4 protein-coding genes are annotated in these 21517 nt (G+C 74.3%); all 4 read right to left on the bottom strand.

What is annotated here, in order from left to right:
- The coding region (locus IE242_RS37170; RefSeq protein WP_189867492.1) for a type I polyketide synthase at positions 1–1758 on the bottom strand (1758 nt) is incomplete at its 3' end.
- Positions 1759–1792: 34 nt separating this feature from the next.
- Positions 1793–7324, bottom strand: a complete 5532-nt coding sequence (locus IE242_RS37165; RefSeq protein ID WP_229860005.1) for an SDR family NAD(P)-dependent oxidoreductase — start codon at positions 7322–7324, stop codon at positions 1793–1795.
- A gap of 37 nt (positions 7325–7361) precedes the next feature.
- Positions 7362–18083 carry a type I polyketide synthase gene (locus IE242_RS37160; protein WP_189867489.1) on the bottom strand — a complete coding sequence of 3574 codons (10722 nt, stop codon included), beginning with the start codon at positions 18081–18083 and terminating at the stop codon, positions 7362–7364.
- Positions 18084–18154: 71 nt separating this feature from the next.
- Positions 18155–21517 (bottom strand): type I polyketide synthase (locus tag IE242_RS37155; RefSeq protein WP_189867487.1); only part of this gene is annotated, 3363 nt, incomplete at its 5' end.

The following is a 21517-nucleotide window of genomic DNA, read 5'->3' as shown; positions in this document are numbered from 1 at the left end:
CAGCTCACGCCCCATCCCCACCCGCTGCGACCCCTGACCCGAGAACAGGAAACCGACCTTGCCACCGAGGCGGGCCGCGTTCCGGACGACGGCCGCCGACGGGGTGCCGGACGCCAGTGCCCTCACGGCTTCGGTGAGTGCCTCCGGGCTCTCTCCGACGACGGCCGCCCGGCGGTCCCAGGCGGTGCGGGTGGTGGCGAGGGAGAAGCCGATGTCGGCCGGTGAACGGCCGGAACCGCCGCGGTCGTCCTCGAGGAAGGAGAGCAGGCGCTGCGCCTGGGCCCGCAGTGCCGCCTCGCTCCTCGCCGACAGTACCCACGGCAGCGCGCCGGCAACCGGGGCGCCGGCCGGTTCGGCGGCGGGCTCCTCCTCGGAGGCCGGGGCCTGCTCGATGATCGTGTGGGCGTTGGTGCCGCTCACGCCGAAGGACGAGACGGCGGCGCGGCGCGGGTGGCCGGACTCGGGCCACTGGACGGCCTCGGTCAGCAGTCTGACGCCGCCCGAGGACCAGTCGACCTGATCCGTCGGCTCCTCCACGTGCAGCGTCTGCGGCAGGACGCCGTTGCGGATGGCCATCACCATCTTGATCACACCGGCGACACCGGAGGCCGCCTGCGTGTGGCCGAAGTTGGACTTGACGGACCCCAGCCACAGCGGCCGGTCGTCCTCACGCTCCTGGCCGTACGTGGCGAGCAGTGCCTCGGCCTCGATCGGGTCGCCGAGGGTGGTGGCCGTGCCGTGCGCCTCGACCGCGTCGACCTGTGAGGCGGTGAGGCGCGCGTTCTCCAGTGCCTGCCGGATCACACGCTCCTGCGACGGGCCGTTCGGGGCCGTGAGGCCGTTGGAGGCGCCGTCCTGGTTGACCGCGCTGCCGCGGATGACGGCGAGCACGTCGTGGCCGAGCCGGCGGGCGTCGGACAGCCGCTCCAGCAGGAGCACGCCGACGCCTTCGGACATGCCCGTGCCGTCGGCGGTCGAGGAGAACGCGCGGCAGCGGCCGTCGGGCGACAGGCCACGCTGCGCGCTGAACGCGATGAAGGTGTTCGGCGTGGCCATCACGGTGACACCGCCGGCCAGGGCGAGCGAGCACTCGCCGCGGCGCAGCGCCTGGGCGGCCAGGTGGAGCGCCACCAGCGAGGAGGAGCAGGCCGTGTCGACGGTGACCGCCGGGCCTTCGAGGCCGAGGGCGTAGGAGATGCGGCCGGACACCACGGCGGCGGTGTTCGCGGTGACGAGGTGGGCCTCGATGTCGGCGTCGGGCCGCTGGAGGTAGGCGTGGTCCTGACCGTTGGTGCCGACGAACACGCCGGTCCGGCTGCCGCGTGCGGTGACGGGGTCGATGCCCGCCCGTTCGAAGGCCTCCCAGGAGGTCTGCAGGAGCAGCCGCTGCTGCGGGTCCATGACCAGGGCCTCACGGGGCGAGATGCCGAAGAACGCGGGATCGAACTCGCCGGCGTCGTGGAGGAAGCCACCCTCGCGCACGTAGGTGCGGCCCGTCTTCCCCGGCTCGGGGTCGTGGATGGCGTCCAGGTCCCAGCCGCGGTCGGTGGGGAACCCGGACACGCCGTCGCCGCCGGAGGCCACCAGCTGCCACAGGTCCTCGGGGGAGCCGACGCCGCCCGGGTAGCGGCAGGCCATTCCGACGATGGCGATGGGCTCGGTGTCCTTCGCCTCCAGCTCACCCAGCTGCCTGCGGGTCTGCCGCAGGTCCACCATCACGCGCTTGAGGTAGTCCCTGAGCTTGTCGTCGTTCGACATGTTTTACGTCCTCGGTAGCAGTGCGTGACAGAGGTCAGAGGGAGCCGAGTTCTTGGTCGATGAGGTCGAACATCTCGTCGTCGGTGGCGGCGTCGAGCCGGTCGAGCTCGCTTCCGGTGCCGGGGCCCGCGTCGTCGGCCGCCGCGTCGTGGCGGGTGTCGGTCCACTTCCAGAGCAGCGCCTTGAGCCGGGCGGTGACCTTGTCCCGCAGCGCGTCCTGCGGGGCCAGAGCGGCGAGCTGCTCCTCCAGCCGGTCCAGCTCGGCGAGCACGGGCGGGGCCTCGGCGGCCGAGTCCAGCAGCAGGTCCTTGTGGAGGAGCCGGGCGATGGCGACGGGGTTGGGGTGGTCGAAGACCAGGGTGGGCTTGAGCCGCAGGCCGGTCGCGGCCTTGAGCCGGTTGCGCAGCTCCACGGCGGTCAGGGAGTCGAAGCCGATGTCGCGGAAGGCGGTGGTGGGCTCGACACGGGAGGCGTCGACGTGGCCGAGGGCCGCTGCCGCCTGATGACGTACCAGCTCCAGCAGTGCCTTCTCCTGATCGGCTTCCGGCATTCCGGCGAGCCGGGCCGCCAGGGGCGTGGCGCCGGTTCCCTCGGCGGCGTCGGCCGGGGAGCCGGTGTCGCCGGCGAGGCCGCGGAAGACGGCGGGCAGCATGCCGGCGCGGGCCATGGCACGCAGCTGCGGTACGTCCAGCCGGACCGGGACGAGCACCGGCCGGTCCACGGTGAGGGCGGCGTCGAACAGGGCCAGTCCCTCGGCCGGGGTGAACGGCACGACTCCGGACCGTCCCATCCGGTCGCGGTCGGCGTCGGTGATCCGGTCGCCCATGCCGCCGTTGTCCGTCCACAGGCCCCATGCCAGCGAGGTGCCGGGCAGGCCCGCGGCCCGGCGCCGGCGCGCCAGCCCGTCCAGGAAGGCGTTGGCGGCGGCGTAGCTCGCCGCGCCCGCGCTGCCCAGGACGCCGGCCAGGGAGGAGAAGAGCACGAACGCCGACAGGTCCAGGTCCTTCGTCAGCTCGTGCAGGTGCAGCGCGCCGTCGACCTTCGGCCGCAGCACGATGTCCAGACGCTCCGGGGTCAGGGCGGTGACGACACCGTCGTCCAGGGCCGCCGCCGCGTGCACGACGGCCACCAGCGGATGCTCAGCCGGTACCGAGGCCAGCAGCTCGGCGAGGGCTTGGCGGTCCGCGATGTCGCAGGCGGCCACGTCGACGTGCGCGCCCAGCCCGGAGAGCTCGGTGACGAGCTCTGCGACACCCTCGGCCGCGGGGCCGCGGCGGCTGGCCAGCAGCAGCCTGCGGGCTCCGCGTTCGACGACGAGGTGCCGCGCGAGTGACAGTCCCAGGCCACCGGTCGCACCGGTGAGCAGTACGGTTCCCTCGGGGTCCCACGCGGGTCCGGCGGGCTCCGCGGGCGGGCTGATCCGGGCGAGGCGCGGCACGAGGAGCTTGCCGTCGCGCACCGCGGCCTGTGGCTCGTCCAGCGCGGCGAGCGCCGCGGCCAGCGCCGGATCCAGGCCGCCGGCCGAGTCCGGGTCCGTGCCGTCGTACGAGGACGAGTCGTCCGAATCATCCGTGTCCACGAGCAGGAGCCGGTCCGGGTGCTCGGCCTGGGCCGCCTTCACCAGGCCGGAGACCGCGACGTGCGCGGGATCCACCGCCGGGCCGTCCGGTCCGGCGCCTCCGCATGTCATCACCACGAGCCGCGCGTCGGAGAACCGCTCGTCGGCGACCCAGTCCTGGACGGCCGACAACACCTCGGCCAGCGTCCCGCGGGTGGCCGCGGCGGCGTCGCCGTCGCTCGGGGCGCAGGGCAGGAGGACGTGGGCGGGCACGGCCGCACCGCCGTCGACCGCCTCGCGGAGCGCGCCGATGTCCGCGTGGGAGCCCTCGTCGCCGAGTACGGCCCAGCCGGCTCCGGAGGCGGGTGCGGTGGCAGGGGCCGCGGTGTGCTCGACCCAGTCGATCTCGAACATCCAGTCCTGGTGCGCCACGCGCGAGGCCAGCACCTGCTGCGCGGTCATCGTCCGGGTCCGGACGGAGGTGGCCGAGGCGACGGGAGAACCGTCGGCCCCGGACAGCTCGAGCGCCACCGTCCCGTCGCCGGTGGGCCGGACGCGTATGCGTACGGCGCCGGGTCCGGGCGTGTGCACGGACATGCCGCTCCAGGCGTGGGGCAGAAGGAACACGCCGGGGTCCGCGGCCCGGTCCGGCGCCATCAGGCCGAGGGCGGCGTCCAGGAGTACGGGGTGCAGGGTGTAGCGGTCCGCCCGATTCCGCTCCGTGGCGGGCAGTTCGGCCTCGGCGTACAGCTCGTCCCCGGCGCGCCAGGCGGCGCGCAGGCCCGGGCGGCCGGCGACGTCCACCGCTTCCGCGCCGGCCGGCGGCCAAGCCGTCAGGTCGAGCTCCGGCGCCGGAGCGTCCCGGGTCAGTTCCCCGGTGGTGTGGCAGACCCACGCCTCACCGGTACCGGCCGCGGCGGACCGGCTGAAGACGCGCACCGAGCGCCGCCCGGGGTCGTCGGCCACGCCGATCCGCACCTGGATGCGGACGGCACCGTGTTCGGCCAGAACCAGAGGGGCGTCCACGTCGAGCCGGGTCAGGTACGGGAATCCGGTACGCCGGCCCGCGGACAGGGCGAGCTCCACGAACGCGGCGACCGGGAGCACCGGCACGCCACTGACGGTGTGCTCCGCGATCCAGGGCAGCTCGGCCGGGGACAGCCGGCCGGTGAACAGCACCTCCTGCGTCCCGGCGGTCTCCACCACGGCGCCGAGCAGGGCGTGACCGGCGGAGTCCAGGCCTGCCGAGGAGACGTCGGTCACGGCCAGGCCTTCGAGCCAGTAGCGCTCGCGCTGGAAGGCGTAGGTGGGCAGGTCGACGCGGCGGGCACCCGGGAAGAAGGCGCGCCAGTCCACTTCGTGCCCGTGCACGTGCAGGTCGGCGAGGGCGGTGACGACGGCCTGCTCCTCGGGGCGGTCGGCCCGCAGGACGGGCACGGTGACGACGTCCGCGTCGCCGTCGAAGCAGCCCTGGGCGAGGGCGCTCAGGACACCCCCCGGCCCGATCTCCACAAACGTGCCCACACCCAGCTCGTGCAGCGTCGCGATGCCGTCGGCGAAGCGGACAGCCTCGCGGACGTGCTCGACCCAGTACTCCGGCGTGTACGACTCGACCAGCCGCCCGGTGAGGTTGGACACCACCGGAATCCGCGGCTGCTCGAACGACAGCCCGGCGACCACCTCACCGAACTCCGCCAGCATCGGCTCCATCAGCGGCGAGTGGAACGCATGACTCACCTTCAGCCGGGAGGTCTTGCGGCCCTGCTCCCGGAACACCTCACCGATGGCGAGGACCACCGCCTCGGCACCCGAGACCACCACCGACCGCGGCCCGTTGATGGCCGCGACACCCACACCCTCGGCCAGATGCGGCAGCACCTCCTCCTCGGATGCCTGGACCGCAACCATCGCCCCGCCCTCCGGCAGCGCCTGCATCAACCGGGCCCGCGCCGACACCAGCGCCGCGGCATCCTCCAGCGACAACACCCCCGCCACATGCGCGGCCGCGACCTCACCCACCGAATGCCCGGCCACATAGTCCGGGCGCACACCCCACGACTCCAGCAGCCGGAACAGCGCCACCTCCACCGCGAACAACGCCGGCTGCGCCGCCCCCGTCCGGTTCAGCTCCTCCTCGTCCACGTCGAGCACCACATCGAGATGCGCACACACCTCGTCATAAGCCGCCGCGAACACCGGGAACGCCGCATACAGCTCACGCCCCATCCCCACCCGCTGCGAACCCTGACCCGAGAACAGGAAACCGACCTTGCCCTGGTCGGACGCGGCCCGCCCCGTCACCACCTGTGCCGCGGGCTCGCCCGCCGCAAGGGCGGCCAGGCCGGCGAGCAGCTCCTCCTCGTCGGCGCCGACGACCGCCGCGCGGTGCTCCAGCGCCGAGCGATTGGCGGCCAGCGAGAACGCCACGTCGGCCGGTGCCGCGGTGGCCAGGTCCACGGACGACAGCAGTCGCCGCGCCTGCGCCCGCAGCGCCTGTCCGGTCTTCGCGGAGAGCACCCACGGCACCACCGCGGCCTTCGTCCGCGTCCGCTCCCCGGCAGGAACCGCCGCCTCCCCGGCCGCCGGCTCGGGGTCGGGCGCCTGCTCCTGAGGGGCCTCCTCCGGCGCCTCCACCGGCGCCTCTTCGAGGATGACGTGCGCGTTGGTGCCGCTGATCCCGAACGACGAGACCCCCGCCCGGCGAGGACGGTTCGTAGCCGGCCACGCGGTCGCCTCGGTCAGCAGCCCGACCGAGCCGGCCGACCAGTCCACCCGCGGGGTGGGCTCGTCCACGTGCAGCGTCTTCGGCAGTACGCCGTGCCGCATCGCCAGCACCATCTTGATCACACCCGCGACACCCGCCGCGGCCTGCGTGTGGCCGATGTTGGACTTCAGCGAGCCCACCAGAAGCGGGCGGTCGCGCTCCTGCCCGTAGGTCGCCAGCAGCGCCTGCGCCTCGATCGGGTCACCGAGAGGCGTGCCGGTGCCATGTGCCTCGACGGCGTCGACCTCCTCGGCGGACAGCCGGGCGCCGGCCAGCGCTTCGAGGATCACGCGTTGCTGCGAGGGACCGTTGGGCGCGGTCAGGCCGTTGGACGCGCCGTCCTGGTTCACCGCGCTGCTCCGGACCACCGCGAGCACCTGGTGGCCGAGCCGGCGGGCGTCCCGCAGCCGCTCCACGAGCAGCAGGCCGGCGCCCTCGGACCAGGACGCGCCGTCCGCCGCGGCCGCGAAGGACTTGCAGCGGCCGTCGGGGGCGAGCCCGCGCTGGCGGCTGAACTCCACGAAGGCGCTCGGACCCGCCATGACCGTGACGCCGCCGGCGAGCGCCATGGAGCACTCGCCGGCTCGCAGCGCCTGCACGGCGAGGTGCAGGGCGACGAGGGAGGACGAGCAGGCGGTGTCGACGGTGACCGCGGGCCCTTCGAAGCCGAAGGTGTAGGCGATCCGGCCGGAAGCGACGCTGCCGGAGTTGCCGGTGCTCATCAGCCCCTCGACCCCCTCGGGGAGGACGCCGGGCGTGAAGCCGTAGTCGTGGTACATCAGCCCGGCGAAGACGCCGGTGCGGCTGCCCCGCAGATCCGCGGGGTCGATGCCCGCGTGCTCGAAGGCCTCCCATGACGTCTCCAGCAGCAGCCGCTGCTGCGGGTCCATGGCCAGCGCCTCGCGCGGCGAGATGCCGAAGAAGTCGGCGTCGAAGTCGGCCGCGTCACGCAGGAAGCCGCCCTGCCGGGTGTAGACCGTGCCGGGCCGGTCGGGGTCGGGGTCGTAGAGCGCGTCGAGGTCCCAGCCGCGGTCGTCGGGGAAGTCCGAGACGGCGTCCGTGCCCTCGGCCAGCAGCCGCCACAGCTCCTCGGGGGAGCCGACGCCGCCGGGGAACCGGCAGCCCATGCCCACGATGGCGATCGGCTCCTGGCCGAGGGCCTCCAGCTCGCGCACCCGCCGCCGGGCCTGCCGCAGGTCGGTGGTGGCCCGCTTGAGGTAGTCCCGGAGCTTGTCTTCGTTCATCATCGATGTTGCCCGCCCCTTTGTGGCCTTGCCCAGTTCAGGAGATGCCGAGTTCGTCATCGAGCAGGTCGTACAGCTCCTCGTCGCTCGCCGAGCTGAGGTCGTGCCCGGTCCCGGTCGTGCCGTCGTCTCCCGCATCGGCCGGCCCGTCCCCGTTCCAGCGGGCGAGCAGCGCCTGAAGACGCATGTTGATCCGGGTCCGGGTGACGTTGTCGACGTCGCCCGCGCCGGCGCCGTCCAGGGCCGCGGCCAGGCGGTCCAGCTCGTCGAAGACGGGTGCCGTCCCCGCCGCGCCGCCGGGGAGGTCCTTGAGGATGTGCTGCGCGAGCGCCGCGGGCGTCGGGTGGTCGAAGATCAGCGTCGCGGGCAGGCGCAGTCCGGTGGCCCGGTTCATCCGGTTGCGCAGCTCCACCGCGGTCAGCGAGTCGAAGCCGAGTTCGCCGAAGGCGTGGTCGGGTTGGACGGCCTTGGCCGAGCTGTGTCCGAGGACGGCGGCGGCCTCGGACCGTACGAGGTCCAGTACGGCTTCCGCGCGCTCGCTCTCGGGCAGGCCCGCGATCCGCTGCGCCAGCGGTACGGAGGCCGCCCGGTCGGTACGGCGCGGCCGGCCGCCGACGAGCGCCCTGAGCAATGGAGGCACCGGGGTGGCAGCGTTCCGTAGGGCGGCGAGGTCCAGCCGTGCCGCCACCACCAGGGGCTCTTCCAGCGTGAGCGCGGCGTCGAGGAGTTCCAGGCCGTCCTCGTCGGACAAGGGCAGCACGCCGCCGCGGGAGAGCCGGTTCCGGTCGGTGCCGCCGAGGTCCTCGGTCATGGCACCGGTGCGCTGCCACAGGCCCCAGGGCAGTGACACGGCGGGCAGGCCCTGGGCCCGGCGGAACCGGGCGAAGGAGTCCAGGTATGCGTTGGCCGCGGCGTAGTTGGCCTGGCCGGGCGTGCCGAGGGTGCCCGCGAGCGAGGAGAAGAGCACGAACGCGGACACGTCACCCGCCAGTTCGTGCAGGTTGAGCACCGCGTCCGCCTTGGGGCGCAGCACCGTCTCCAGCCGCTCCGGGGTGAGCGAGGCGATCACACCGTCGTCCAGGACGCCGGCCGTGTGCACCACGGCCGTCACTTCCGTGCCGGACAGCGCCTCGGCGAGGGCGTCCCGGTCGGCCGCGTCGCAGGCCGCCCAGCGCACCTCGGCGCCCGCGGCGGTCAGTTCCGCCTGGAGTTCGGCTGCGCCGTCGGCGGTCGCGCCGCGCCGGCTGAGCAGCAGCAGGCTGCGCACTCCGTGCTCGGTGACCAGGTGCCGGGCGACGAGGCTGCCCAGGGCGCCGGAGGCGCCGGTCACCAGGACCGTGCCGGTTCCGAAGCCGGGGCCGGTCCGCGGGGCGTCGGTGGCCGCCCTGGCGAGCCGGGGCAGCAGGAGTACGTCACCGCGCAGTGCCGCCTGCGGCTCTTCGGAGGCGACGAGCCGGCGGACGGCGGTCGCCGCGGTCCGCTCCGCTTCGGCGCCGGCGTCGATGCCGAGGCCGGGGTCGAGGTCGAGGAGGACGACGCGGTCCGGGTTCTCCGACTGCGCCGAGCGGATCAGGCCCCACACGGCCGCGTGCACCGGGTCGTCCTGCGCCGGGCCGTCCCCCGCGGCGACCGCGCCCCGGGACAACAGCACCAGGCGGGGTGCGCGGTCCTCGGAGAGCCACCACTGGACGAGCCGGAGCACCTCGGCGAGGACGTCGCGGAGCCGTTCGGCGTCGGCGCCCTGCCCGGCCGGGCAGGGGACGACGACGGCGTCCGTCGCGGCCTCCGCCCCCGTCTCCGTCTCGGGAGCGGCGAGGAGGGCGGCCGTGTCGTCGTAGAAGCGCAGGGTCGGGGTGGGCGCGTCCGACGGGGCGGCGAGCGGTGCCCACTCCTCGGTGAACAGGGCGTCCCGGGAGTTGGTCCGCAGGTGCTCGACCGACACCGGGCGCAGTGTCAGCGACTCCACCGACACGACGGAGCGGCCCGTGTCGTCGGCGGCCTCCAGCCGTACGGTGTCGCCGCCGGCCGGGGCGAGCCGCACCCGCAGGGCGGCCGCTCCGGTTCCGCGCAGGGTGACGCGGGACCACGCGAAGGGCAGCAGGGGCCCGTCGGCGGCCGGTACGAGGCCGCCCGCGCCCAGTGCGTGCAGCGCGGAGTCGAGCAGGGCCGGGTGCAGGCCGAACGCGTCGGTGTCCGTCCCGTCGGCCACGGCGAGTTCGGCGTAGACCGCGTCGTTGCCGCGCCAGGCGGCGCGCAGTCCTTGGAAGGCCGGACCGTAGCTGAGGCCGAGGTCCGCCAGCCGGCCGTAGAAGTCGTCCAGGTCCACCGGCTGCGCGTCGGCCGGCGGCCAGATACCGAGGTCGGTCTCGGCGGGGGTCGCGCCGGTGGCGAGGACACCGGTGGCGTTGCGCAACCAGGGTCCGTCACCGGCCCGCGAATGCACGCTCAGCGGCCGGCGGCCGGAGTCGTCCTGGGCGCCGACCAGGACCTGGAGCGCGACGCCGCCGTGCTCGGGCAGTACGAGGGGTGCCTGCAGGGTGAGTTCCTCGACCAGGTCGCAGCCGGTCTCGGCCGCGGCGTGGGCGGCCAGTTCCACGAAGGCCGTGCCCGGCAGCAGGACGGTGCCCAGCACCGCGTGGTCGGCCAGCCAGGGGTGGGCCTGCAGGGAGAGCATCCCGGTGAGCAGGTGGCCGCCGGCGTCCGGCAGTTCCACGGCCGCGCCCAGGAACGGGTGGTCGGCGGCGTCGAGTCCGGCCGTGCGCACGTCGCCGGCCGGGGCGCCGGCCTCCAGCCAGTACCGCTCGTGCCGGAACGCGTAGGTCGGCAGGTCGACGCGGCGCGCGCCCGGCAGGACGGCGTCCCAGTCGACGGCGACGCCGTGCCCGTGGGCCTCGGCCAGGGAGAGCATCAGCCGGTGGATTCCGCCGTCGCGGCGGCGCAGTGTCGGTACGACCGCGGCGACCGCGTCGGCGGCCTCGATGGCGTCCTGGACACCCGTCAGCTGCACGGGGTGCGGGCTGACCTCGATGAACACATCGTGCCCGTCGGCCAGCGCGGCGCGGATCGCGTCGTGGAACCGCACGGTCTGCCGCATGTTGCGGTACCAGTAGCCGGAACCGAGTTCGGCCGGGTCCAGTTTCCCGCCGGTCACCGTGGAGTAGAAGGGCACGGTGGCGGGAAGCGGGCTGATGCCGACGAATCCCTCCCTCGCCTGCTCCTCGACGAGCTCGATCTGGGGTGAGTGCGCGGCGTAGTCGACGGCCACCTTGCGGGCCTGGACGTTCTCCGCGGCGCAGTGCGCGAGGAGTTCCTCCATGGCGCCGGTCTCACCGGAGACGACGACGGTGGCGGGCCCGTTGACGGCGGCGATGCCGAGGCGGCCGTCCCACCGGCCGACCAGTTCCCGCGCCTCCTCGTCCGGGAGCGTCACCGAGGCCATGGCGCCGCGCCCCTGGAGTTCGCGCACGGCGAGGCTGCGCCGCGCCACGACGCGCGCACCGTCCTCCAGGGAGAGCGCTCCGGCGATCACTGCCGCGGAGACCTCGCCCTGGGAGTGCCCGACGACCGCGTCAGGGATCACTCCGTAGGAGCGCCACACCTCGGCGAGGGCGACCGTCATCGCCCAGAGCACCGGCTGCAGCACGTCGACCCGATCCTGCTCGGCCTCGGCGGTGCCGTGCAGCACCTCGGTCAGCGACCAGTCCACGTGCGGTGCGAAAGCACGCTCGCAGGCCTCGATCCGCTCGCGGAAGACAGGGGAGGTCTCCAGCAGTTCGGCGGCCATGCCCATCCACTGCGAGCCCTGTCCGGGGAGGACGAAGACGGTTCTGCCGCGGGTGCGTGCGGCGCCGGTCACCACACCGGGCGGGGTGTCGCCGCTCGCGGCAGCGGCCAGTCCCTGCCGCATCTCCTGCAGGGTGTGCCCGACGACCGCGGCGCGATGCTCGAAGGCGGCCCTGGTGGTGGCCAGCGAGTACGCCACGTCGGCCACCAGGGCGGCTTCCCCGTCGCCGGCCGCGGCGTCGTGGTCGTCCACGAAGGACGCGAGGCGGGCGGCCTGCGCCCGCAGGGCCTCCTCGGTCCTGCCGGAGAGCACCCAGGGCACGGCGGTGCCGGAGCCGGGTGCCGGCGTGCCGCCGGTGGCCGCCGCGGCGGGGGCCTGCTCGATGATGGTGTGGGCGTTGGTGCCGCTGACGCCGAAGGAGGAGACGGCGGCCCGGCGCGGGCGGTCCGTCTCCGGCCAGTCGACGGCCTCGGTCAGCAGCCGCACGTCACCGGCCGACCAGTCCACGTGCGGGGTCGGCTCGTCCACGTGCAGCGTCTTCGGCAGCACACCGTGCCGCAGCGCCATCACCATCTTGATCACACCGGCGACACCCGCGGCGGCCTGCGTGTGGCCGATGTTGGACTTCAGCGACCCCAGCCACAGCGGCTGCCCGTCCGCCCGCTCCTGACCGTACGTGGCCAGCAGCGCCTGCGCCTCGATCGGGTCACCCAGCCTCGTACCGGTGCCGTGCGCCTCGACGGCGTCCACGTCGCCCGGCGTGAGCCCGGCCGAGGCCAGCGCCTGCCGGATCACCCGCTGCTGCGCGGGACCGTTGGGAGCCGTCAGACCGTTCGACGCACCGTCCTGATTCACCGCGCTGCCCCGCACGACCGCCAGCACCTGGTGGCCGTTGCGCTCGGCGTCGGACAGCCGCTCCACCAGGAGCATGCCGACGCCCTCGCCCCAGCCGGTGCCGTCGGCACCGGCGGCGAACGCCTTGCACCGGCCGTCCGGCGACAGCCCGCGCTGCCGGCTGAACTCGACGAAGACCGTGGGAGTGGCCATGACGGTGACACCGCCCGCCAGCGCCATCGTGCACTCGCCGTTGCGCAGGGCCTGGACGGCCAGGTGCAGAGCGACGAGCGACGAGGAGCAGGCCGTGTCGATCGTGACGGCGGGGCCCTCCAGGCCGAAGGTGTAGGACACCCGGCCGGAGGCGACACTGCCTGAGCCTCCGGTGGTGAGCAGGCCCTCGACGCCCTCGGGCAGTTCGCGCGGGCCCTGGCCGTAATCGTGGTACATCAGGCCCGTGAAGACGCCCGTACGGCTGCCCCGGATCGTCTCCGGGTCGATCCCGGCGCGCTCGAACGCCTCCCAGGACGCCTCCAGCAGCAGCCGCTGCTGCGGGTCCATCGCCAGCGCCTCGCGCGGCGAGATGCCGAAGAACCCGGCGTCGAACTCGGCCGCCTCGTGGAGGAAGCCACCGTCGCGGGCGTAGGTCCTGCCGAGGCGCTCCGGGTCGGGGTCGTAGAGCCCCTCGATGTCCCAACCGCGGTTCTCCGGGAACCGGGAGATGCCGTCCCGGCCGGAGGCCACCAGCGTCCACAGGTCCTCCGGCGAGCGCACCCCGCCCGGCAGACGGCAGCTCATGCCGACGATGGCGATCGGCTCGTCGGTCCCGGCCGCCGTGCGCGCTCCCGCGGCGGCGCCGGGCACGGGGGCCGGGGCCTCGCCGAGGAGTTCGATGCCGATGTGCCGAGCGAGAGCGGCGGGCGTGGGGTGGTCGAAGACCAGGGTGGCGGACAGTCGCAGACCGGTGGCGGTGGACAGGCGGTTGCGCAGTTCCACGGCCGTCAGGGAGTCGAAGCCCAGGTCCTGGAAGGCGTGCGCGGGCTGGACGGCCCGGGCGGAGGTGTGGCCCAGCACGGCGGCGGCCTCGCTCCGGACCAGCTCCAGAAGTGCCTCGTCGCGCTCGTCCGCGGCCAGTCCGGCGAGCCGGTCGGCGAGGGATCCGGTGACGGCGCGCTGGGCCGTGCCGCGCGCGGGGACACGGACGAGTCCGCGCAGCAGGGCCGGCACGCTCTCCGCCGTACGGTTGCGCAGGGCAGCGGTGTCGAGGCGGACCGGCACGAACACCGGCTCGTCCGAGGCGAGCGCCGCGTCGAACAGCCGCAGACCCTCCTCGGTGGACAGCGGCAGGACACCGGAGCGCGCCATCCGCGTCCTGCCCGCCTCGTCCAGGGCGTCGGCCATGGCACCCTTCTGCTCCCACAGACCCCAGGCCAGCGACACCGTGGGCCGGCCCTGGGCGCGGCGGTGCCGGGCGAAGGCGTCGAGGAAGGCGTTGGCCGCGGCGTAGTTGCCCTGGCCGGAGTTTCCGAAGACACCCGCGGCGGAGGAGAACAGCACGAACGTCGTGCGCTCGCCCGTGAGTTCGTCCAGGTTGAGCACGGCGTCGGCCTTGGGCGCGAGGACGGCGTCCAGGCGCTCCGGGGTCAGCGCGGCGATCACGCCGTCGTCCAGGACGCCGGCGGTGTGCACGACGGAGTCGACCGGGGCGGCGGCCAGCAGCCGGGCGAGGGCGTCACGGTCGGCGACGTCGCAGGCGGCCCACTCCGCTTCGGCACCGAGCGCGGCGAGCTCAGCCCGTAGGTCCACGGCACCCGGGGCGTCCGCGCCACGGCGGCTGACCAGCAGCAGCCGGCGCACGCCGTGTGCGGTGACCAGGTGGCGGGCCAGCGTTTCACCGAGCGCGCCGGAGGCTCCGGTGAGGAGTACGGTGCCGAGGCCGCCGGAGGCTCCGCCGACCGGTGCGGGAGCCGCCTCGCCGGTGGGGCCGGTGGCCGTCTCGGGCGTCCGGGGTACGGCGCGGACCAGCCGCGGCACGCCGGCTTCCCCGCCACGGACGATGACGTGGGGTTCGCCGGACAGCACGACGCCTGACGCCTGCGCGGCCGCCTCGTCCGGGCGGTCCGTCTCGAGCAGCGTGAGCCGGCCGGGGTTCTCCGCCTGGGCGGAGCGCACCAGGGCGCCCGCCGCGGCGTGCGCGAGGTCGTCGCAGCGGGCCACCAGCACGAGGTGCGGCGTGCGCTCCTCGGCCGTCCAGTGCTGGACCAGCCGCAGTGTCGCGGAGGTGACCGCGCGGACCCGCTCGGCCCCGGTCGCCCCTTCCGGGCCGTCGGGGAGGGGGACGACGACCACGTCCGGTTGCGCCGGCCCGTCGGTCGGGGCCGGTACGGCCGTGTCCAGCGCCCAGAGGACCGTCGTCCCCTCCGCTCCGTCCGAGGGCAGGGCCAGCGGCACCGTCTCGACGGTGAAGAGTGCGTCACCGGAGTTCTTGCGCAGCTGCCCGGCCGAGACGGGGCGGAGCGTGAGCGATTCGACCGACGCCACCGGTGCGCCGGTGCCGTCGGCGACCGTCAGGGACACCGCGTCCGTACCGGCCGGCGCCAGCCTGACCCGTACGGTGGACGCGCCCGTGGCGTGCACGGACACCCCGGACCAGGCGAACGGCAGGAGCGGCCCGCCGGACCCGGCATCGGCATCGGCCCCGGGGGAGCCGTCCGCGGCGCCCGCGCCGATCGCGTGCAGCGACGCGTCCAGCAGCGCCGGGTGCAGGAGGAAGGAGCCCGCGTCCGTGCCCTCGGGGAGGGCTGCCTCCGCGAACACTTCCTCGCCCGCGCGCCAGGCGCTGTGCAGGCCGCGGAACGTCGGCCCGTAGGACAGGCCGAGGGCGGCCAGCCGGTCGTGGAAGCCGTCCAGGGCGATCGGTTCGGCGCCCGCCGGCGGCCACGTCGCGAGCGTGCTCCCGGCGGCCCCGGCGCCCGTCTCCGCGGTCGCCTCGGCGACGGAGCCGGTGGCGTGGCGGACCCACGGCAGGTGGGCGTCCTCCTCCGGGCGCGAGTGCACGGTCAGCGGCCTGCGGCCGGAATCGTCGGCCGCGCCGACCCACACCTGCACCGCGACGCCGCCCTGCTCGGGGATGACCAAGGGCGCTTCGAGGGTGAGGTCCTCCAGCAGGTCGCAGCCGGCTTCGTCGGCGGCGCGCACGGCGAGCTCGACGAACGCGGTGCCCGGCAGGAGCACGGTGCCGAGCACGGCGTGGTCGCTCAGCCACGGGTGCGTACGCAGGGACAGCCTGCCGGTCAGCAGCCGCTCGTCGCCGCCGGCCAGGGAGACGGCCGCGCCCAGCAGCGGGTGGTCGGCCGCGCCCAGGCCCGCGGCGCGGACGTCACCGGAGGTGGCCGGTGCGGCATCGAGCCAGTAGCGGTCGTACTGGAAGGCGTAGGTGGGCAGCTCGACACGGCGGGCACCGGGGAAGAAGGCGTGCCAGTCGGGGGAGACCCCGTGCGCGTGCAGTTCGGCGACCGCGGCGACAAGTGCGTCCCGCTCGGGGCGGTCGGCGCGCAGGGCGGGCACGGTGACGACGTCCTCGTCCAGGCAGCCCTGGGTGAGGCCGCTCAGTACACCGCCGGGGCCGATCTCCACGAACGTGGTCACGCCCAGCTCGTGCAGGGTCCGCGCGCCGTCCGCGAAACGCACCGTCTCACGGACGTGCCGGACCCAGTACTCGGGCGTGTACGGCTCCGCCGGGCGGCCGGTGAGCGTGGAGACCACCGGGATCCGCGGCTGCTCGTGGGCCAGCCCGGCGACGACCTCGCCGAACTCCGCCAGCATCGGCTCCATCAGCGGCGAGTGGAACGCGTGGCTCACCTTCAGCCGGGAGGTCTTGCGGCCCTGCCGGCCGAAGATCTCGGCGATTTCCAGCACCGGGGCCTCGGCCCCGGAGAGGACCACGGAGCGGGGCCCGTTGACCGCCGCGACACCGACGCCGTCGGAGAGGTGCGGCAGGACCTCGTCCTCGGTGGCCTGGACGGCGACCATCGCGCCGCCCTCGGGCAACGCCTGCATCAGCGCGGCCCGCGCCGACACCAGCTTCGCGGCATCCTCCAGCGACAACACCCCGGCCGCATGCGCGGCCGCGATCTCACCCACCGAATGACCGGCCACGTAGTCCGGCCGCACACCCCACGACTCCAGCAGCCGGAACAGCGCGACCTCGACGGCGAACAGTGCGGGCTGGGCAGCGCCCGTGCGGTGCAGTTCCTCCGAGTCCACGTCGACGACCGCGCCGAGGTGGCTGCAGACCTCGTCGTATGCGGCGGCGAACGCCGGGTGGGCGGCGTACAGTTCGCGGCCCATGCCCGGGCGCTGCGACCCCTGGCCGGAGAAGAGGAATCCGACGCGCCCGCCGGAGCCCGACCGGCCGCGCGCGACGCCCGGGGCCGGGGAGCCGGAGGCCACGGCCCGCAGCCCCTCGGCCAGCTCCGCCGGCGTTCCGCCCTGGACCACCGCCCGGTGCTCGAGGGCCGTGCGGGTGGTGGCGAGCGAGAACGCCACGTCGTACGGGGAGACCTCCGACTCCGTGCGGGACAGCAGGCGTTCGGCCTGGGCGCGCAGGGCCTCCTCCGTGTGGCCGGAGACCACCCACGGCACCGGTCCGCCTTCGGCCGGGCGCGCGGCCTCCGGGACGAGGGCTTCCGTGTTCCCTTCGCCTTCCGCCGGCTCCGCCGGCTCCTCCCCGGCGTCCAGGGCGGGGGCATCGGCCGACGGGGCCTCCTCGATGATCGTGTGCGCGTTGGTGCCGCTGATCCCGAAGGAGGAGATACCGGCCCGGCGCGGCTCGTCCGACGCGGGCCAGGGCGTGTGCTCGGTGAGCAGCCGTACGGCGCCCGCCGACCAGTCGACGTGCGGGGACGGCGCGTCGACGTGCAGCGTGCGCGGCAGCTCGCCGTTGCGCATCGCCATGACCATCTTGATGACGCCCGCCACACCGGCGGCGGCCTGGGTGTGGCCGATGTTGGACTTGATCGAGCCCAGCAGCAGCGGCTTGTCCTCGGTACGGGCCTGCCCGTACGTCGCGAGCAGCGCCTGCGCCTCGATCGGGTCACCGAGCCGGGTGCCCGTGCCGTGCGCCTCCACCACGTCGACCTGGGCCGCGGTCAGCCTGGCGGCGGACAGGGCCTGGCGGATCACCCGCTGCTGGGAGGGACCGTTGGGGGCGGTCAGGCCGTTGGACGCGCCGTCCTGGTTGACGGCGGAGCCGCGGACGACCGCGAGGATGTCGTGCCCGTTGCGGCGGGCGTCCGAGAGGCGCTCCACGAGCAGGAGTCCGGCGCCCTCGCCCCAGCCGGTGCCGTCGGCACCGGCGGCGAACGCCTTGCACCGGCCGTCGGGCGCCAGTCCGCGCTGGCGGCTGAAGCCGACGAAGGTGGCGGGGCCGACCATCGCGGTGACACCCCCGGCCACGGCCAGCGAGCACTCGCCGCTGCGCAGCGACTGGACGGCCAGGTGCAGGGCCACCAGGGACGAGGAGCAGGCCGTGTCGACGGTGACGGCCGGGCCTTCGAGGCCGAAGGTGTAGGCCACCCGGCCGGAGGCGACACTGCCCGACGTGCCCGTCCCCAGGTAACCCTCCAGGTCCTCCGGGGCGTTCTGGAGGGTGGCGAGGAACTCGTGGTTCATCACTCCGGTGAACACGCCGGTTCTGCTGCCCGCCAGCGAGGCGGCGTCGATGCCGGCCCGTTCGAAGAGTTCCCACGACGTCTCCAGCAGCAGCCGCTGCTGGGGATCCATGGCGAGCGCCTCACGCGGCGAGATACCGAAGAGGCTGGCGTCGAACCGCGCCGGGTCCTGCAGGAACGCGCCCTCACGGGCGTAACTGGTGCCCCGTGACTCCGGGTCCGGGTCGTAGAGCGCGTCCAGGTCCCAGCCGCGGTCGGTGGGGAACTCCGAGACGGCGTCGCGGCCGCCGGCGACCAGCCTCCACAGGTCCTCGGGCGAATCGACACCGCCCGGGTAGCGGCAGCTCATCCCGATGATGGCCACCGGCTCCCCGGCGGCGTCCTCGTGGTCACGAAGGCGCCGCCGCGTCTCCTGGAGATCCGCGGTGACTCGCTTCAGGAAATAGCGGAGCTTGTCCTCGTTCGCCACCGAAATCGTCCTCACTCCTGCGATGACTTAGCGGAATTCACCAAAGGGGTCACCAGGGCATGCCCAAGCGGTCAGGAAATCCCGAATTCCTTGCCGAGCAGATCGAATACTTCGTCGTCCGTGGCTGATTCCAGATCGCTCTCGCCCGTGTCCGCGCTTTCCCGAGCCGGCACAGTGCCGAATCCCCCGGTAATCGCCAGAAGCTTCTGGAGCTTTGACGTGATCCGGTCGCGAGCTTCGCCCTCTCCCAACTTCGTGGCCAATTCTTGTTCGACCCTGTCCAGGTCGGCAAGTAGGGAATCCACTAGAGCCGGAGCGGCCGCCGCCGTCTCTGTAAATACATGACGTGCCAGCAGAGCGGGCGTCGGATGGTCGAAGACCAGCGTCGCGGGCAGCCGCAGCCCGGTGGCCCTGTTCAGCCGGTTGCGCAGTTCGACGGCCGTCAGGGAGTCGAAGCCCAGGTCCTGGAAGGCGTGCTCCGGTCGGACCGTACGGTCCGACGCGTGCCCCAGGACCGCGGCCACCTCGGCCCGGACCAGGTCCAGCACGGTCTTCTCCCGCTCGCCCTCCGGCAGCCCGTCCAGCCGTTCGGCCAGCGAGGGCGCGGAGACAGCGGCGGTCTGAGCGGTCCTGCGAACGGTCATGGCCGGCACCAGGGACCGCAGCACCGGCGGCGCCTCACCGGCGCGCAGCGCGCCGGTGTCGATGCGGACCGGGGCGAGCACGGCCTCGTCCGAGACGAGTGCCGCGTCGAACAGCCGCAGCCCTTCCTCCGGTGGCAGCGGCAGCACGCCGCTGCGCGCCATCCGCGCCCGGTCGGCCTCGGCGAGGCCGTCGGTCATCGCACCGGACTGCTCCCACACGCCCCATGCCAGCGATGTGGCGGGCAGTCCCGCCCGGCGCCGGTGCGCCGAGAAGGCGTCGAGGAAGGAGTTCGCCGCCGCGTAGCTCGCCTGGCCGGCGCTGCCGACCAGGCCGGCGACGGAGGAGAACACCACGAACGCGGCCAGGTCCATGCCGTGAGTGCACTCGTGCAGGTTCAGCACGGCGTCCACCTTCGGACGGAAAACTCCCCGCAGCCTTTCGGGCGTGACCGAAGCGACGACTCCGTCGTCCAGCACACCCGCGGTGTGCACGACGGCGGACAGCGGGTGCTCGCCGAGCCCGGTCAGCAGCTCGGCGACCGCCTCCCGGTCCGCGACGTCGCAGGCCGCCCAGGTGATGTCGGCGCCCTCCGCGGCCAGCTCGGCCCCCAGCTCGGCCGCGCCGGGCGCGTCCGCGCCACGGCGGCTCACCAACAGGAGCCTGCGCGCCTTGTGTTCGGACACCAGGTGCCGGGCGACGAGTGCGCCCAGTGCTCCGGAGGCACCGGTCACGAGAACGGTACCGTCGATGAGGTCCGGCAGGCCGTCGTCGCCGCCCGGGGCGGCCGTCGGCGTCTTCACCAGGCGCGGTACGAACACCTCCCCGCCACGGAGCGCGAACTGCGGCTCACCGGAGGCGAGCACCGCGGGCAGCACCCGGACCGCCTCACCGACCTCCTCGGCCTCCACCAGCACGAACCGGTCCGGGTTCTCCGACTGCGCGGAACGCACCAGCCCCCACACCGCGGCATGCGCCAGATCACCCGCGGACGTCACCAACGCCAGCCGACCCGCACCCTCCCGCGCCGACCACCACTGCACCAGCTCCAGCACCTCGCACGCGATGCCGTGCACGCGGTCGGCGACCTCCGTATCCGGCCCGTCCGGGCACGGCGGAACCGTGAGGACCGCGACATCGGGCAGGTCCGGCTCGGCGAAGACAGCGGACGCGCTCGGGTAGCTCCGCACGTCGAGCGCGGCACCTGCCCGCGTGAGGGCGAGGGGCTGCCAGGCGAGTCCGAACAGCGAGTCACCGGCACGGCTGCCGGAGCCGCCCGCCGCGTCCAGCTGCTCGCGCGTCACCGGCCGCAGCGCCAGCGATCCGGTCGTGGCGACCAGACCGCCCGAGGTGTCGGCCACGGTCAGCGACACCGTGTCCGTACCCGTGCGGGACGCCTTGACCCGCAGCACCGTCGCACCCGCGGCCCGCACCCCCACCTCCGACCATGCGAAGGGCAGCAGCGGACCGTCCGCGACGGGTACGAGCCCGCCCGCGCCGATCGCGTGCAGCGCCGCGTCCAGCAGCGCCGGGTGGACGGCGAACGCTCCCGCCTCCACGTCCTCGGGAAGGACGACCTCGGCGAGGACGTCGTCCCCGCTGCGCCACACCGATCGCAGGCCCCGGAAGACCGGGCCGTAGCCCAGGCCGAGTGCGTCCAGGCCCTCGTAGTACCCCTCCAGATCGACGGCCTCCGCACCCGCCGGCGGCCACACCCCGAGGTCCGTTCCATGCGGCGGCTCGGGCAGTTCGCCGGTCAGGAAGCCGACGGCGTGCCGCACCCACGGTGCGACGTCCGGTGCGTCCTCTGGACGGGAGTGCACGCTCAGCGCGCGCCGGCCGGGCTCTTCCTCCGGCCCGACCCATACCTGTACGGCCACACCCCCGCGGTCCGGGACGATCAGCGGCGCTTCCAGCGTCAGGTCCTCGACCTGCGCGCACCCGGCCTCGTCGGCCGCTCGCACCGCCAGCTCCACGAGCGCGGTGCCCGGCAGCAGCACGTTGCCCATGACCGTGTGGTCGGCGAGCCAGGGGTGTGTCCTGAGCGAGAGCCGCCCGGTGACCAGGAATCCGCCGGCGCCGGGCAGCGCGACCGCCGCACCGGCCAGCGGGTGTTCCGCCGCGCTCAGTCCGAGTCCGGTGGCGGCGGCACCGCCGGTGAACTCCTCGGGCGCGTCGAGCCAGTAGCGCTCGCGCTGGAAGGCGTAGGTCGGCAGGTCGACGCGGCGGGCGCCGGGGAAGAGCACCTGCCAGTCCGGGGAGACACCGTGGACGTGCAGGTCGGCGAGGGCGGTGACGACGGCCTGCTCCTCGGGGCGGTCGGCCCGCAGGACGGGCACGGTGACGACGTCCGCGTCGCCGTCGAAGCAGCCCTGGGCGAGGGCGCTCAGGACACCCCCCGGCCCGATCTCCACGAACGTGCCCACACCCAGCTCATGCAGCGTCGCGATGCCGTCGGCGAACCGCACCGCCTCGCGCACATGCTCCACCCAGTACTCCGGCGTGTACGCCTCCACCAGCCGCCCGGTGAGGTTGGACACCACCGGAATCCGCGGCTGCTCGAACGACAGACCGGCGACCACCTCACCGAACTCCGCCAGCATCGGCTCCATCAGCGGCGAGTGGAACGCATGACTCACCTTCAGCCGGGAGGTCTTGCGGCCCTGCTCCCGGAACACCTCACCGATGGCGAGGACCGCCGCCTCGGCACCCGAGACCACCACCGAGCGCGGCCCGTTGATGGCCGCGACACCCACACCCTCGGCCAGGTGCGGCAGCACCTCCTCCTCGGA

The sequence above is a fragment of the Streptomyces poonensis genome (assembly GCF_014650915.1).
Classification (GTDB): domain Bacteria; phylum Actinomycetota; class Actinomycetes; order Streptomycetales; family Streptomycetaceae; genus Streptomyces; species Streptomyces poonensis.
Note: the sequence above shows the minus strand (reverse complement) of the source record. Positions and strands in the feature narration are given on the sequence as shown.

What these genes read in the sequence shown, in the direction of transcription:
- IE242_RS37165 (WP_229860005.1), bottom strand. Translation starts at nt 7,324, where the DNA reads ATGAACGAAGACAAGCTCCGGGACTACCTCAAGCGGGCCACCACCGAC.